This is a genomic window from Domibacillus mangrovi, from assembly GCF_001906925.1.
Lineage (GTDB): Bacteria > Bacillota > Bacilli > Bacillales > Domibacillaceae > Domibacillus > Domibacillus mangrovi.
In genome coordinates this window covers 53108-70391 of sequence record NZ_MRWQ01000022.1, presented here as the reverse complement: position 1 = coordinate 70391, position 17284 = coordinate 53108, and the positions used below count along the sequence as shown (strand labels likewise).

Sequence of the window (17284 nt, the reverse complement as noted above, 5' to 3'; positions counted from 1 at the left end):
TATCATTCTTTATTCTCTATAGGCATAAGAACTTGTACTAATGTGCCTGCCCCCTCCTCGCTGAAAATGTGAATCTTCCCTTTATGTTGCTCAATAATTTTTTTGCTCACCATTAAACCAAGGCCTGTCCCCCGTTCTTTGTCCGAATAAAAAGGTTTAAAGAGATTCGCCTGTTTGTCTTTTCGTATCCCTATTCCTTGGTCCTTTACATCAATAGCTATCCATCCATCTTCTCTTCTTTTTGTTATGATTTGAACTTCTCCGCCAGAAGGCATCGCTTCAATGGCATTTTTCACAAGATTCATAATCACTTGTTTGATCTGTTTAGGCTCACAATGAACGACTAGTTGCTCTTGATCAAAGTCCCTTTTAATTTCCACTTGATGGAGTAACGCTTCCGGTGTCATAAAGGCAATTATCTCTTTTAACAGATCATTTATATTTTGCTTTTTCATCATCATTTCCTGCTCCGGCTTTGCGAGCATGAGAAATTCATTCATAATAAATTCGATTCGGTCAAGTTCTGACAAGATTACATCGCTGTAAGTATTATTCGTTTCTTCATGAAGAAGCTGTATAAATCCCTTTACAGCTGTCAGTGGATTTCTAATTTCATGCGCAATACCTGCTGCTAGCTGTCCGATGATCCCTAGTTCATCCCGTTTTTTTAACATGTTGTCTCTATTTTTTATATCCGTTATATCCTGCGATACACACAAGTGATGGATAACCGTCCCTTTTTCATCCACAATCGGTGTTATTTTCGACCAGATCCAGCGCGGTTCTTCTCCTATGTCTCCTTTTATTTCAAATTCTAATTCTTTCGGGCTGTTATCCAGCGACCTATGAAATTCAATCAATTTATCTCGATCCTTCGGATAAAGCTTATCGAGCCAATACATTGGATCTTTACATATTCCCTCATTATTAAATCCCCAAAATCTGTCATAAGAAGGACTCTTATAAACAAGCTTTTTATTATTAAGATCATATAGACAAATAACTTCTTTAATGTTTTCCGTAATGTAGCTCATCACTTTTTCCCGTGTTATCAGTAATTCTTTTTGTTCTTCGATTATCTTTTGTGTCTCTAAATACTCTGTCCGGTCATTTGTGACGGAGGATAATGCTTTAATTTTACCTGTATCATCTTTCACGGCAGATAGAGAGAGAGTGACTGGCAAGAGCGTACCATCTTTTCTTAATCGAAATGTCGGATGATGAACGACATTTTCCCCATTTGTCACCCGTTCTTTTAATTCATTAAATTCATTTAAAAGGTGCTCCGGAACAATTGGAAGGAATTGATCACTTATCTCTTTTAATGTCCATCCGTACAGTTTCTCGAATGCTTGATTAGCCGCCATTACCCGACCGTCTAAACTGATAATCGCAGCCGAACTATCTGACATCGTAAACAAAGGATGATTTACATTAATAATGGAATCGTTTTGAAGATGTTTTTCTTTTTCACTATCTGCAATATGTACAATCGCTTGAAGCCATCCCCTTTCCGACAGTTCTACTGAGGCAAATTGTAGTTTACAGTACGAACCGTCTTTACGAAGAAAACGGATTATGAAAGAGATAAAGCTATAAGGTTGTTGTACATGAAGGAGATTTTGTAGCGTCTTTTCTTTGTCATTTGGATGAATAAAATCAAGTAGATTCTGATCTAACATATCCAAAATGGTGTGTTGTGACACAGTCTCCATAATAGGATTTATATATTTGATCTGACCACTCTTATCAATTAAAAGTCTTATCTCATCTTTTTCATTAGAAAACCACTGTATGGAATCGTTGTCTGTTAATTTACTGTTATACACCAATTTCCCCTCTCCCTTTAGTCAAAACTCTCACAGTTGTAAATTTATTCATATATAGATATATTCATTAAATCACGAATAAATAGATTTGACTATTCTTTATTACTTTAATTAAAGTAAAACGATTGGAATTAAAATATACTTCATTCCGTGAGATCTTTACTATTCGTTTATGAGATAACAAAAAAAACAGTCCTAAAATATAGTTATTCACTGTATTTTAAGACTGTTCCTCGTTTTCTATTTTGCATTCATTGCGTTATAAATTGCGACAGTAAATGATTCCCGCGTCGCATGATGCGTTCCATAGAACTTATCACCTGCAAAAATGCCTGTTTTATCGATCATCGCCATCGTCACAACACTTTCAAAAGCCCAATGGTTCGCATCAATATCCGTATAACTGATACTTGCCGCAGCTGTTTGTGACATGTTGAGGTCAAAAGAGCGCTGAATGATGAGAGCCATTTCGCTTCGTGTCATTTCTGCTTCAGGACGGAATGTTTTGTCTGCAAATCCTGTAATGATCCCCGCTTCACGCATCGCCGCGATATCATAAGCGAAACGGTTTGATTTTGGTACATCTGCAAAATGACTCATCACTTTCGGCTCGATGTTCAAAACACGGTTAATGATGGCTGCTGCTTGTCCACGTGTTACTTTTTCATTTGGACGGAATGTATAATCTTCAAATCCTGTAATCACTTCTTGATCTGACAATGTTTTAATAGCTGTATATGTAGAAGTAGATTTATCGACATCTGTAAACCAATCCGGTGTCTGCACTTCATCCAGAACACGTTTCGATCCTGCGTATTTCGGACCCCAATACGTATCATTTAACGAAACAAGATCAATTCCCTTACTTGTTGTTGCGTTTAATACCATGTTTCCACCGGCATACACTCCAACATGTGAAATACCTTTGCGATATGTATTGGCGTAAAAAACAAGATCTCCTGGTTTTAATTCACTTTTTGCTACCGATGTTCCAACATTATATTGTTGGTCTGTTGTACGTGGCAGTGAAATACCTGCCGTTTGTTTATAAATATACTGTACGAATCCGGAACAATCAAATCCATTTGGTGTCGTTCCCCCAAAAATATACGGGACGCCCATGAATTTTTCTCCATAGGTAACGATCGATTCTCCGATTGATGCGGCTTCCGTTTTAAATGATGCTAACGGAGAAAGAGTTAAAAACATCATTGCTAACATAAATGAAATGATTATTTTTCTGCAACTATTCACCATAAACCTCCCGGATTCTTTTTTCTATTAATCTATTTTTCTTATAATTCTGATTTTATCAAAATGAAACATTAATTTGTTTTACGTTATAATGACAAATTCGATATTCTTTGTAATATAAAAAGAATTTTTTTCCAAAAATATGATTCTATTAAAATCTGTGGCTTCCATTATTTATTTTTCTTCCTTCTATATCGATGCGGCATTTTAGTCCGTAAATACGTTCTATATTTTCCCTCGTTATCATATATCTTCAGGAGTACCTTGAAGAAACACTTTTTGATCTTTTATCGCTACAAGTTGATCTGCATAGCGACAAGCTAAATTAATATCGTGTAAAGCCATAACAATTGTTCTCTTCTCTATTCAAATCGTAGAGCAAATCTAAGATTTCGTTTTGATGAGTTAAGTCTAAATACGTTGTTCGTTTATCTAATAAAATAGTATCCGTATTTTGGGCAAGATTCAGCGACATCCAAGCTCGTTAGCGTTGTCCACCAGATATTTCATGAACATATCGATCTTGCAATTCTTCCATACTTGTTACTGTTAAAGCATGATAAACTGTATTTTCATCTTCATTTGTTCATTGTTTCAATGTACTTTGATACGGATATCTGCCTCGTTTCACTAATTGTTCCATCGTTACGCCTTCTAGGGCGATCGATGACTGTGGTAAAATGGCTAACTTGTTAGCGACTTCTTTTGATTGCATTTTCAAAATGCCTTGATCATTTAATCTCATTCATTGTATGAATCCTCGCTTTTATTTTCTTATTTTTAATAGGGCAATTGCCACAATGACTGATTCCTTTAACATCTTTTTCTAATTTATAGTACAAGCAGCACGTTTTCCGGCATGGATTTATGATAAGTTCTTCTCCTATTTTTAAGTACTGTTTAAGCGGGTTTTCTTTTAAATTAAACAGATCCCCGCTTGCATTTTCCAAAAAATGAAAGTCGCTGTTTAACCGTTCCATTTTAACTGAATCCATTTCTTTCGCTAATGTTTTCCGGTAAATGGAGTTAATTCGAATGGCTACGTTTTCCCACAATATCGACGACGAAACGCCGGATGTTTTTTTCAATATGTTTAAAACTGGCGTAATATGAGACGAAAAAAGGGTGCGCAGCACGTTTTCACGCCATGTCTCTCTCTCCATGCTCTTTACTTCCTGCCATTTGCACATGCCTGCTTGAATACATAATGTACGTTCTTTACTTAATGCACACGCTTTTACCGGTAAATGAAGGGCACAGTTGAATTCGACCATACTGTATAAAGTGGAAGATACGACGAGATAAGCATATCTTTTCGAAAGCATGGAAGCTGTGACGGATAAACTCGGTGCTTTTATCTCGATCATTTGCGTTCGTAGAAATGATAAACATTTTTCTTCATTTAATAAATCTATTATCTCAATTTCCGTGACCCTCTCATGTTCCACATGTATATCAAACGTTTTCAGTTCGTTCATCACAATACTGCTCATTTATATCATCCTTAAAATAAATTTTGATTTTTAATCAGTAAATAAAGAAAATACGGTTCTCCTAACAACAAAGTAAACAAGAATGTTTAAATCTGATCTGACACGTTAAACAAAACAACAAAGACAATAATAAAGAAAATCGAACTGAAATTAATCCCTAACACGTTAGGAGAGTCTAACGGATTACGTGTTAACAGCTGACTAATGGCACCCTCAATGGCCAGCAATACCCCCGTAACAACTGCAATCACCATCCGTGGGTAGCGTTCTTTCCAAAGTATGATATACGTTATATCTTGCGTATTAAACGACGTTACCATTCTGTAAATATCAGCTAATGTATAATGAGTAATACCGAACATCACACTTGATAACATGCATACCATTAATAAAACGACTAACAAACATATGCCAACGATCTTCCCCTTATCTTACTTTATAAGTTGTACCATTTAATCACCATTCATATTTTGATTTCGTCCAACAGTAAAAGAGAACCTGCTTCAATTCTGAACAAGGATCGTTCATTTCATCAGCAGGTTCACGATTGTCATAAGCTTTTCACTTATTTTTCCAATTCGTTAATGACCTATAAACAACTGTCGAGCATTAAGTTCGCGGATTGATAACCAGTCCCTGCACTCCAGTACACTTCATCCATCTGGTATTGATAATCATTTTCATTTATATAATACTATTTTTTTCATAATGTACAGCATTATTTTCCAACCTTTTTAATTTTTCTTTTTTTTGTTTCTCGATCGCGGACTCTATCAACGTTTTATAGTTTAATTGATTAAATTTATAAATTCCATCTTGATCCGCAATGACATAATCACCTGATTCAAAAACGACGTTCCCTACACTTACTGCCGTGTTCACTTCTCCCTCCAACTTTAATACTCTTGTCGTTTTTGGAGAAATCGACTCATAAAACACAGGTACACGACTCGTTTTCAAATAGTCAATATCTGTTACGGCTCCACTTACTATAACGGCAGATAGTCCAATTTCTTCTGCTTTTCTCGCCCTAAATTCTCCCCAACAAGCATGTATCTTATTTCCTGACGTATCAATAACTAAAATATCTCCTTTTTTGGCTTGTTGAAATGCTGTATTCAGTGGGGAACCATCTCCACTAGATAATTTGACTGTTGTCACTTCTCCAAATACTTTTGTTACCCGGATTGTACATTCATAGTTTGCCAAAAAACCAAAATCAGTAAAGTGACCGATCGTAGATGTACTAACCATTTTAAATTTCTCTATTTCATCAGTCGAATATTTTTCTATTCTATCGTTAACCGTTAACATAAAAGCCTCCTTATTCTTTCAAATAAAGTGAAACTTCATTCAGTGGGGGTTTTCTTCATCCCCCACTGAATAAAAAGGAACTCAGGGCGGCAATACCTGAGTGACCGGCTTCGGCCGGCCCGAACCAATCGGGCTTTTACGGGCAGTTGATCCCCCGCTTATCCTCCTTTTCTTTTCGACGGCTTGAAACGGGGGTCTTACTGCCCGTTAATGCGGGATAAAATGGATTGTGTCCAACGCCCTTTCCAGATGGCATTGCTCCTGGTACACCATCCGCTTCTAGTAATGGGCGAATGATTAACTTCACTGGCCACTGTTTATTTTCAAATAGTTCATAGTGAAGGATTTCTCGATCCGCTTCTGGAATATCGATTGTTTGTAACGATTCTCTTAATTTCGCTTCAGTAATTTGCCAAAGTCTTTTTTCTGGAATAGTATACACATTCGATAATGACTCCATGATAGCAGCTAAATTCACTTGTGTTCCAAGTGATTGAACGTAGTAAATTAACTTTTCAATCGTTTCATTGTATAAACTATTGGAATAACCTGGTCTAATATAGTAGCCTGGATCTTTAATTTGATGCCTGTCTAAATACGGTTGATGCAGACGCACAGAATCATGATCTCTAAATAATAATCCAACTATTTTATTATGCTTCAGTACGACACAACAATTTTGACCATGTATTTCCGGTACAATCCCGATTTTAAATAACCTCATTGTAATATCATAAAACAGGGCGGCTAAATCAGCATAAAAGTGGATGACATCTTCATTTGTTACATTTTCTCCTATGATTTCCGTTAAAAAATGACGATCTTGCATCACAACACCTAAAGAAGCCATCGGGATGATTTTATACTCTTTTTTCATAATTTCTTGTGGGTACACTCTCACTTGGGCGGCCAAATGACGAGGATGATCATCAAAAAGGCCCAAAGTCTCTGGCATATACCCCCACCAATGTTTTTCTTCACATAAGAATACTCTATCAGCAAGCGTCTTATCACACGCTATTGCTTGGCGAAACATTTGCTCTCCAGCGATCCCATTTAATAATTTAACAACCGGCAAGTATCTCGCTGCTCCTAAAGACTTCACACTGATCGGCAGTTTTAACATCTTCATTGATTCATAAGGAGATATAAGCGAGCGTACGGAAGATGTTGCCAAAAAATCGCCTGCTTTTGAATCCAAAATAATGATAGTTTGATCCCCTATTTCTTTTTTGAAGTCCTGTAAGATAACTTGATGAAGCTGCCACGGATGAACAGGAATGACTGTATATTTTTCTTTTGATAGTCCTTTTAGGGCCAACTCCTTTTCAATCACAGCTTTTTGCTCATCGTTCAACACATCAAGACTTTCCATTTCCTCTTCTTGGCATCCTTTTACAATGGACTCATTGGATATAGCTACCCAATATAACGTTGTCGGCTGGCCAAACTCAGCCATATAGGCTTGATAATTTTCCGGTGTAAAGCCGATCTTGGCTTTAGACAATGGATGAAACGGCCGGTCACGCAAAGAAGCAATCATCTCACCCTTAACAAACCAGTCGTAAGGGGAATTAGGTGTAATCAATTGATTGTCTTCCATTTGTTTCATACTAAGATGTAATTGTTGAATGGATACTTTTAATCCATGAAGGAAATACGTTACACCCGGATGTAAATAGGCTTCTTCAGACAGCGCATAGCGTAATACAAGCTGGCTTAGTTTTAGAGGTGAACTTATTTCCAGCCAATCACCCTTCTCTTTTATATATATAGGGGAACCCGTCACCCATTGCCAGCCCTGCCGATAACTATTTTTTATAAGAAAACAAATTTCACCGATATAAACGAATGATTGTTCATATCCGGAAAAAAGATGTTGGATACTATTCGGTGCGTCTGAAAGCCTGTTATCTGTCTGTTCATCAATAGTAAAAAACTGCTCGGCAATAAACGTATTCATTAAATCTTTCAGTATTACTTGTTCAGCCGTTATATTGTTCAATGGAGTAATTGTTTGCTTCATAATAATTCCCTTCCATTATGTAGTAAAAATTCGGATGTGGATGACCTAAAAAGTCATGATGAGAAATCGTCCAGCAATAAGCTCCAGATTTTTCAAATATAAGAACATCGCCCACACGAAGACTGTCCACCTCAGCATTTTCATGCAGCTGATCCCTCGGCGTACATAACTCACCGACGACCGTTACTTTCGATTGTTTAACTTCCGGCCTTGCAAAAGGATACTGCCATCTTTCAAGAGGCAAAACAGCAAACGGATGATTATGACCCCAAGAAGCGGGTAATCGATTATGGTGCGTACCGCCTCTTATGACAGCAAAGCAGCATTCTACTGACATTTTGATATCGATTACTTCTGCCACGTAATAACCATAGTCCGCAACGATAAATCGCCCTGGTTCAAAGAATAGTTGTGTATCCCCTAAGTTTTGCACGGCTTCACTTTGTGCTAATAACGACGTAAAAAGCGGCCAGTCAAATCTAGTTGTTGCATCATACGAGACACCAAAACCACCTCCCGCATTAATGACATTAATAGTTAATCCATATGCGTTCTTCCACTGTTCTACTTTTTGAAGATAATGATGGATCATGTCTACATGTAACGCTGCTTGCATATTATTGGATAATGAGTGGAAGTGAAAACCCTTTAAATGAACATGCGTATTTTCTCTCTCTTTCAAAATAGAGAGGGCCTCTTCCATTAACTGTTCATCAATGCCAAACTGGCTCGGGCGTCCCCCCATTGAAATATTCGTTTTAGGTAATGTTTTTGTTCTTATATTCATACGTAATAAAATGTGCATATGCTTATCCCGTTTTTTCGCCAACATGATTAATTTCCTTAATTCCAAAAGACTTTCTACATGAATATAAAAGACGTTTTCTTTCATAGCCATTTCAAGTTCATAATCTTTCTTGCCTGGTCCTCCAAACAAAATAGGTATGCTTTTGGAAACGTCTCTTACTTTTTTCAATTCGCCTATTGATGCCACTTCAAATCCTTTCACGTACGGCAACAATGCCTGAATAATTCTCTTATCTGGATTTGCTTTAATCGCATAAAATAAGTTCGTTTGCTTCGGCATTGTTTTGACCATATTGCGTACGTGTTGCTCTATGCCTTCTAAATCATAAATATAAGCGCATAGTGGATCTGTACGTTGCTCATATACTTCATGTATTATTTTCTTTATATAACGATTCATACAGTCCTCCAGTTAGATTTTGATAGTCCGCTAATTTTTCCATATAGGCACGAAATGCTGTCCCTCTCTCGTCTCCCAACACAAATATCTTCGTCCCCTTTTCCGCCCACTTTTTATGATTGTGGTGATTTCTAGACACAATGGCGTAAGGCACTTTACATCGCTTTGATACTTCATATAATTCTTCTAAATGTCGTTGAACTTCTGGATGATCTGTCTCCCATGGTACAGACAGCGACTGGGACAGATCCACCGCTCCTTCTAAAACAAAACTTACATAGGGTGAAGATAAAATAGATTCACTTTCATGAATGCCTTCCAAACTTTCTATCATTGGGACAACCATTATTTCTTCATTTGCTTTCGCAATATAATCATTTAAAGAATATTTAGCAAAAACACCTGGTCGGCCGCTATTCAAACTTCTCATACCAATCGGATGATAGTAAGCATAGTGAACGGCCTTTTCCACTTGCTTCTTATGCTGAACATGAGGGATGACAATACCTTGAGCCCCGCAATCAAGTACTTTCAATATTTCATTCCGATCCACTTTTGATATTCTGACAAGTGGCGTAATATTGACTAACTCTGCTGCGCGAACCATCTCTTCAATCGTTTCCATATTCGTGGATGCATGTTCATAATCAATAATGACAAAATCAAATTCCGCATAGCCAATGAGCTCGATCATAATAGGATGCGGGATCGATACAAACATCCCAAAAACAGGTTGATTTCGATTTATTTTTTCTTTGAGCTTATTGACTTTCATTCCAATGACTCCTTTGCCCGCAACAAAGGATTTTTCACTTTGCGGAAGTACAACTGACCATCGCCGTAAATACGCCGCTTCGTCATTTCTTCGATTAGAGCGTCTTCAGAAAATAGATTAAAAAGGTCAAATCGCTCTTTAAATTCTGGGTAACTCTTTTGATACATCGCAATCGTTTCTACACATTTACGCCAAAACGCTTGTTCACTCAACCCCAATTTTTCAAGCGCGAAACAAATGTCGGTCATACAGATGAAGAAAAAAGCATCATATGTGTAGTCTCTTACTTCTGACACATCTTCCGTTTGGATAAACGAGTATCGATTCACTTTCCGGTGACTTTCTGGCTCCGGATGTAATGTCGGTGCCCAATCCGGTTTCAAAAGGTGTTCCGGTGTATAGCGAACACCATCATGTAAATCTTTAATGATGATGCGTTTTGGGAAATTGTTTTCAACGACTAAAATAATATTTTGGGCATGAGATTCTAGTGCGATTCCATGGGCATACAGCAGATGGATAATCGGCAGCATGACAACGTTAATCAATGCATCACTCCACGCCTCAATCCCATATTGATCAATCGCTGACTGAATAAAAGATTCGCCATTTTTTTGAATATGGGATAGAGCATTTAACGGCCACGCTTTTTCATTCTCTTCAAGGTAGATCGAAACATTTTCTCTATATATGGTGCCAAGCGTTCCATAAGTCGAACGATATTGAATAGGATGCAGTTCATCGTATCGAAAAGACACCCCCATCACTTCTCTTAACACATTTATTTTTCCATTCGATAAGAACGAGTCTTGGTGAACAATTTTATTTAACCAGTCACTTATGAGTGGTGCATTTTGAGTAGTGTGATGAGCAAGAATTCGACTCGTTGACGTATTGGTTATACTTAACGGCAATTTTATATACGGTGCATGTGTATTGTCGCGACGAGATAACGAACGAATCGATTGTTGCGCTCGATACGTATGAGTAGATGCTCCTACTATTACCATATCTTTATCATTCAATTGTTGAGCAAAGACAGATTGAACCGGATGCTCTAATTGCCAAGGATGCACCGGTAAAAGAACGTATTTTGTATGTTGACACCCTTTCTCTTTTATCAGTTTCATAAACTTGTTGTGATCTTCATTCGTTACATGATGCTTAACTATTTCATCCACTGACATCTCTTGCGAAACGTTGACATCGATTAGCTGTTCATTGACCGCCACCCAGTAGATCGAAACGTTTTGATTAAATTCTGGCCCATAGGCAAAGTTATCTGCTAAAGAAAAACCAATTCTTGATTTATAGCTCGGATGATACGGATGACCATCTACCATATGACTTTCCAACGCTTCATAATGTTTATCTTGTTCTGGTATTTGGTCCAATTGGAATAACTTAGACTGACTATCCTTTACAAAAGTCTCCAATAATTCATGAATAAATTGATCCGTATAGTCACCTTTTAGATTGTTTTGAATGATTTCTTCAAGAAATCCATAGAGATTCGTGCATCTTGCTCCTTCTCGTTTGATCGAATTTTTCTCTATTTTTATTCTGCCGAAAGACCATTTGGCATCTGCTTTGCATGAATAATAAATGGTATCACCTGCAGCGCTTTTCCCTGTAAAAGACCAATCTCTTCCGTTTTTTATTACTTCAATGATGTCTTCATATATGAATGCCTCTATCGTTTGGCGCATGATTCTTTCTTGTACTTCATTCATGAATGATGACTTTTCTTGAGACTGGTAATTTAGCATTTCCATACATTTCACTCCCTAATTTCTTCATTACGTTGTTCACTGGAATGTAAGATGGCGTCTCACTTTGTCCAATAAGACAACTCATCATATTTTTTTTAGCGGCAAATGTCTCAGTCGTTAGTAAATGACGTACATATTCATTTTCATTGTTTTCATATTCTTGTGTGAGAACACGGCGTACAATAGCCCAAAAATATTTTTCGTCTACTTTTATATCTTTAGCAATTGCATGAATGAAAGAGCCTAAATGATTCACGATAAAATAATAGGAAGTGCGTGCCCACGCTGCTTCTTTTGCATAGAAAAGAGGGCCTGTCGTATCAACATCCTCTTCAACCTTTTCTCTATTCACGCTTACGCCTTCTAAATCTCTAATAATAAAGACATGAGGCATTCCATCTTTTATCGTCAATAAAGAATTTTGTAAATGGGCTTCAAAGTGAATGCCTTTCTCTTCTGCTAAACGAACAATAGGCAACAATGATATTTCTAAATAACGGATGAACCATTGCTCTATCGTTCGATGATCAATCATCGAACCTAATCGAGATGGACCTCCTTCAACGGGTGACTCCACTAAACTAGATAAAACATACGTTGACGTTTCATCAAATTCAATTGGACGATAGACAATCGTAAATAATTTGGTTACATCATCATCGGCAAATTGACACGTACATACACCTACCTCATATGCGATCGTTGTGTGTACTTCGTTTTGGAAGCAGTTTCTCTCCAATATATAATTCGTCGCATCCAACGTTCTACGCATTTGTTCTCTATTATTGTTTCTCATCATATTCGTTATTTGAATATTTAACGATAGCTTAATGTTACAGTTCATCTTCGGAATAAACACCGTACGCACGGATGATGTCGGATAAGCCACCGGACCAAAGCGACCGAGTGGGATCATTTTTCTTTGATCGATATAATCCTTTACTTCTTTCATCGTTTTCACATGTTCATATTGCCATGGGTGAATGGGCAAAATGTTATAATCGTCTCTTTTCCCTTTAAGCACATGCTGAACATGTGCTTCTACACTTTCATGCAGTTCTATTTTTCTTTCTTTTGATACCCATTCTTCTTGAAAAACATCTTTTCTAACAGCTAAATAACATAACTGAAAAGAAGTATAGAGCTCCGGACAAAACTGTATCACTTCCTCTTCTGTAAATCCTTCGGTATTTTTCGGAAAAGGGTGAAACGGATGCCCATATACTAAAGATTGTTCCGATGTTACATAATTCCATTTGTGCTGATTAGCTGACTGATTTAAAAATAAAGCTAATTTATGATAGCTATTATTCACTTTCGTTAAAAAATCAATCGATCGTTTATCGGTAATTGTTGGATGATCATGCTTTAACTCTTTCACAATCAATTGAACCAAATAAGCATAATGAAGCTCTCGATCATCATTTACATCATAGTATTCATATTCATGCTCACCCATCTCTGAATAAAACGAAAGAACACCTGAGATGGTTGCATCACTCGCTGGGAAATAAAGAGAATACGTCTTCTTATTTTGATTCACCGTAAATAAGTTCGAGTTTTTACTACAAAACTCTCTAATATAACAATTCAATAATGTCTTACACGTATGGAAATTTGCTTGTTCCCGACTGTTCAATCGTTTATTATTTGCCATTTTCAACACCCACATCTAATTTTCTTCTATTTAAAAACAAAGCTAACGGTAGCGTTACTAACATAAAACATCCTAATATAATGCACTCTTCTTTTAATGCTATCCATTTTGCGTATTGAGCACTTTCTCCTGTTCGACTAATCATTTGCCAACGAATGTCGTAATAACCGGTCAATAACATGACTGCCAAGGAAGAGGCTAAACGTTTTATCGTATTCGACAAGGCGGATCCTTCGTGCAGATCATCATCTGTTAATGAATTAAGTCCAATGGTGGTTACAGTCATATTTGATAGTCCAATCCCACTTCCTCTTACGGCCATTAAGAAGACAATGACCAGTAAAGATGTCTCTTTCGGAACAAATGCAAACAACAATACTGAACTGGCAATTAAGCCAATGCCATAAGCGATAAAATGTAACGATTTGCCCGAATCCATTAAGTTTCCACCAATCCAAACAAACAAACTCGTACAAATGGCTGCCGGAATAAACATGGCACCCGTTATAGAAGGGGATAAATGAAACACCTCCTGTAACATCAATGGAATAATAAAGATAACCCCAAACATAACAGACGCCTGTATGGCAGACATAATGACTGTAATCGCATATATTGGATTACGTAATAACTTACAACGAATTAACGGTTCTTTTTGTCCGTTTTCTTTTTGAATAAAACGAATCAAAATAACGAATCCCCAAAAAAGTAATATGCATATTATCCACCTTGGAAAAGTAGGGTTTGAATATAGTTGAATGCCTAGACTTAATCCACCAATTCCTAAAACCATTAATAAAATACTTTTAAGACGAATTGTTTTTTTATGTGCGGGTCGATCGAGTTTGATTTGCCTGCAACACAGTATGAATGAAAGCAGCGCAAACGGAACGTTTATCCAAAATAAATATTTCAGCTCACCGAATTGAATCATGATACCGCCAAACGCTGGCCCAATAGCTGGTGCAATCGTTAATAACATCCCCCATATCCCCGTCACTTTTCCACGCACATCTTTACTGTAAATATCAAATAACAAAACTAACGACAGCGGAATCATCAAACCAGCAGCAATACCATGCATAAAGCGCACGAACAATATAATCTGTACATATTGATAAAACAAACCCCCGATCATAGAAAACAGACCATATAAACTAATTCCTAAAATATAGGTTTTCTTTTTACCAAGACGATCGACAATGCTAGCAGTCAACGGCATGGTGATCGTCATCGCTAAAAGGTACAGTGTAATAATCCATCCACCAAATGCAGTGGATATACTATACATTTGAATGAAGCTCGGTAATAAAATATTAAACGCGCTATTCGTCAAAACTAAAGAAAAAGCACCGACCAAGATGGCAAATAATACAGAATGCTTTTTCAATTTGGCTATCTTACTCATTTGTCTTCATGACTTGAATCGCTTCAACAACCGATTTTTCAAAAATCGTTAATACTTCTGCTGTTTCATTTTCTGTCATTGTTAATGGCGGCAAGAAACGCATCACAGCGGAGTAACGTCCTCCTACTTCAATAATTAAACCGTTGTGAAAACATCTCTCTTGAATTTGCAATGCCAATTCTTCATATTGTGGATAATGTCCTAATCGATCTTTACGGCCTTTTGGATTCACAATTTCAACCCCAATCATCAATCCTCTTCCGCGAACATCCCCAATCTCTTCATATTTTTCTTGTAACTCATTCAATCGTTCGAAAACTTGCTTGCTGCGTACGTTAACATTTTCGAGTACATCGTTTTCTTTCATATATTTTAACGTGGCTAATCCAGTAGCCATGCCTAATTGGTTGCCTCGGAATGTCCCGATATGTGCACCTGGATTCCATTGATCTAGTTCTTCTTGATAGATAATGATTGACATTGGCAAACCTCCACCAATCGCTTTCGAACAAACAATGACATCTGGAATGATACCTGCGTGTTCAAATGAAAACATTTCACCTGTTCTTCCAATTCCTGTTTGAACTTCGTCTATAATTAAAGGGATCCCTCTCTCTGCCGTAACACGCCGCATTTCTTTTAACCATTCAATATCGGCTGGAATGGCACCGCCTTCTCCTTGCACTGTTTCAAAAATCATGCCACAAGGAGAAGCGATCCCACTTTCACAATCATCTAATACATTCTCTATATATTGCGCACTAATTTTAGCTGTCTTCTCTGCGCCAATACCGAACGGGCATCGATACTCATACGGAAATGGCAGAAAATGAACATCGGGCAGTAAGCTTTGCAAATGTTGTTTTTTGCTTAAATTGCCGCTCATCGACATTGTTGCTTGCGTCGATCCATGATAACCACCTTGGAACGCCAAGATCGATTTCCCTTTCGTCGCATTCTTCACTAATTTAATCGCTGCCTCAACCCCATCAGCACCTGTCGGACCACAAAATTGTATTTTAGTAGAACCCCTTAACTCTTTAGGTAACATAGAGAATATTTCTTGCATAAATTCGATTTTTAAAGGAGTTGCTAAGTCTAACGTGTGTAACGGTAGTTGCTGCTTTAACACATCTTCTATCGCTTGAATGACTACTGGATGATTGTGTCCTAAAGCAAGCGTTCCTGCACCACATAAACAATCATAAAAAACATTTCCTTCCACATCCGTTATCATCATGCCCTCAGCTTTCTCAATCACTAAGGGGAAATGACGTGGATAAGACTTTGCATTCGATTCTTTCTCATTCTGGAATTCTAAATACGTGTTCTCCATGTTACATGTGACCATAATCAGACACTCCCTTTTTTAGTTGATTACACGTATTAGACTAATTGATATTGATTATCATTGTCAAGTAAATGGTTAAATTGTTCAGCAATTGAGACTAATTACACATTTTTCTTTATCTTTTAGAATTTTGTATATGTTTAAATCAAAGTGTTATATTTTCTCCCAATAGATCTATCTTTTTTTAATGGAAGTTCTAAGTTCTGCAAACCCCTCTTTTTACCAGGTGACAGCAAAGCTATTTACGATGTACTACGATATGGAAACGTGTATAAAGAATTTAACTGATATAGACGATCTTTATAGCCAATACAAGCAGTGCATCCTAAAAATCCCCAAAACCTGGTAGCTGATTTTGGAGAAATCAAGAAATCAGTTTTTTAAGGTGACAATTGATTCACATTAATTCCTTGCTAAAAAAACCTTTTTTCCTTTAAGATAAGAGATGGATTATCTTAATTATTTTACATATGAGGATGTGGTTTCCCTGCGAATCAATAAATTCATCAGCGAGTCTGGTACAACGTCTAGGCGCGGAGCAGATAAATTAATTATGGATGGAAGAGTGACGATAAACGGTTCAATTGCGAAAATCGGCAGCCAGGTCAAGCCTGGAGATGATGTTCGTGTAAGCGGGAACCCTATTGGGATTGCCAAAAACAATGTCTATATTGCGTTAAATAAACCGGTAGGCATTACGAGCACGACAGAAAAAAAGGTAAAAGGAAATATTATTGATTTAGTCAACCATCCTTTACGCATTCATCATATTGGGCGGCTGGATAAGGATTCAGAGGGCTTAATACTTCTTACAAACGATGGAGATATTGTCAACAAAATTTTGCGAGCCGAAAATAAACATGAAAAAGAATACATTGTTTCAGTAGACAAGCCTATCAGTCCTGATTTCTTGAAACAAATGTCAGAAGGTGTCCACATTTTAGGTACAAAAACGCTTCCTTGTGAAGTGATACAGCTGTCAAAATATGAGTTTCAAATTACCTTAACACAAGGATTAAATCGTCAAATTCGCCGCATGTGTGAAGAACTAGGATACGATGTGTATAGGCTTCAGCGTACGCGAATTATGAATATTCATTTAAACAATCTCCCTATCGGACAATGGAGAGACTTAACAAAGAAAGAGCGCAATCAATTATTCGCAGATCTAAATTACGAACCGAACGAATGGTAACAA

The 17284-nt window shown here is 37.1% G+C and carries 13 protein-coding genes and 1 pseudogene; 1 reads left to right on the top strand and 13 read right to left on the bottom strand.

What is annotated here, in order from left to right; translation table 11 throughout:
- Positions 1–2 precede the first annotated feature (2 nt).
- From BLL40_RS15525 to BLL40_RS15470, 13 genes and pseudogenes are all read right to left on the bottom strand, one after another.
- The gene (locus tag BLL40_RS15525) at positions 3–1829 is read right to left on the bottom strand and encodes a PAS domain-containing sensor histidine kinase (RefSeq protein WP_143180136.1); all 1827 of its coding nucleotides are present in this window, start codon (positions 1827–1829) and stop codon (positions 3–5) included.
- Between the two features lie 240 nt (positions 1830–2069).
- Positions 2070–3086, bottom strand: coding sequence for a C40 family peptidase (locus BLL40_RS15520; RefSeq protein ID WP_073712766.1), 1017 nt, complete (start codon positions 3084–3086; stop codon positions 2070–2072).
- A gap of 148 nt (positions 3087–3234) precedes the next feature.
- A pseudogene (locus BLL40_RS18270) lies at positions 3235–3822 on the bottom strand (ABC transporter ATP-binding protein); the annotation flags it as partial.
- Positions 3815–4246 (bottom strand): IucA/IucC family C-terminal-domain containing protein, encoded by a 432-nt coding sequence (locus tag BLL40_RS18265; protein WP_425429430.1) that lies wholly within the window; start codon positions 4244–4246, stop codon positions 3815–3817. The gene BLL40_RS18265 and the pseudogene BLL40_RS18270, both read right to left, overlap by 8 nt.
- 416 nt (positions 4247–4662) lie before the next feature.
- Entirely contained in the window at positions 4663–4962 is a 300-nt protein-coding gene (locus BLL40_RS15510; RefSeq protein ID WP_143180135.1) for an iron chelate uptake ABC transporter family permease subunit, read from the bottom strand.
- A gap of 298 nt (positions 4963–5260) precedes the next feature.
- Positions 5261–5890, bottom strand: coding sequence for an RraA family protein (locus BLL40_RS15505; RefSeq protein ID WP_073712763.1), 630 nt, complete (start codon positions 5888–5890; stop codon positions 5261–5263).
- A 136-nt stretch (positions 5891–6026) separates the two neighbouring features.
- Positions 6027–7916, bottom strand: coding sequence for an IucA/IucC family protein (locus BLL40_RS18155; RefSeq protein WP_083566581.1), 1890 nt, complete (start codon positions 7914–7916; stop codon positions 6027–6029).
- Complete coding sequence (locus tag BLL40_RS15495; RefSeq protein WP_073712762.1) at positions 7876–9123, bottom strand: type III PLP-dependent enzyme; 1248 nt, start codon at positions 9121–9123, stop codon at positions 7876–7878. Before BLL40_RS15495 ends, BLL40_RS18155 begins: the two co-directional genes overlap by 41 nt.
- The gene (locus BLL40_RS15490; RefSeq protein ID WP_073712761.1) at positions 9092–9898 is read right to left on the bottom strand and encodes an HpcH/HpaI aldolase family protein; all 807 of its coding nucleotides are present in this window, start codon (positions 9896–9898) and stop codon (positions 9092–9094) included. The genes BLL40_RS15495 and BLL40_RS15490 overlap by 32 nt, the downstream gene beginning before the upstream one ends.
- Positions 9895–11673, bottom strand: coding sequence for an IucA/IucC family protein (locus BLL40_RS15485; RefSeq protein WP_073712760.1), 1779 nt, complete (start codon positions 11671–11673; stop codon positions 9895–9897). Before BLL40_RS15485 ends, BLL40_RS15490 begins: the two co-directional genes overlap by 4 nt.
- A complete protein-coding gene (locus tag BLL40_RS15480) occupies positions 11624–13327 on the bottom strand; it encodes an IucA/IucC family protein (protein ID WP_245797970.1) in 1704 nt (567 codons plus the stop codon). Before BLL40_RS15480 ends, BLL40_RS15485 begins: the two co-directional genes overlap by 50 nt.
- Complete coding sequence (locus BLL40_RS15475; RefSeq protein WP_073712759.1) at positions 13317–14735, bottom strand: MFS transporter; 1419 nt, start codon at positions 14733–14735, stop codon at positions 13317–13319. Before BLL40_RS15475 ends, BLL40_RS15480 begins: the two co-directional genes overlap by 11 nt.
- Positions 14728–16086 (bottom strand): diaminobutyrate--2-oxoglutarate transaminase, encoded by a 1359-nt coding sequence (locus BLL40_RS15470; RefSeq protein WP_073712758.1) that lies wholly within the window; start codon positions 16084–16086, stop codon positions 14728–14730. Before BLL40_RS15470 ends, BLL40_RS15475 begins: the two co-directional genes overlap by 8 nt.
- 478 nt (positions 16087–16564) lie before the next feature.
- On the opposite strand from BLL40_RS15470, the gene rluF reads away from it, so the two are divergent.
- Positions 16565–17281: a 23S rRNA pseudouridine(2604) synthase RluF gene (gene rluF / locus BLL40_RS15465; RefSeq protein WP_173799937.1), complete on the top strand. Its 717-nt coding sequence runs from the start codon at positions 16565–16567 to the stop codon at positions 17279–17281.
- Positions 17282–17284 lie beyond the last annotated feature (3 nt).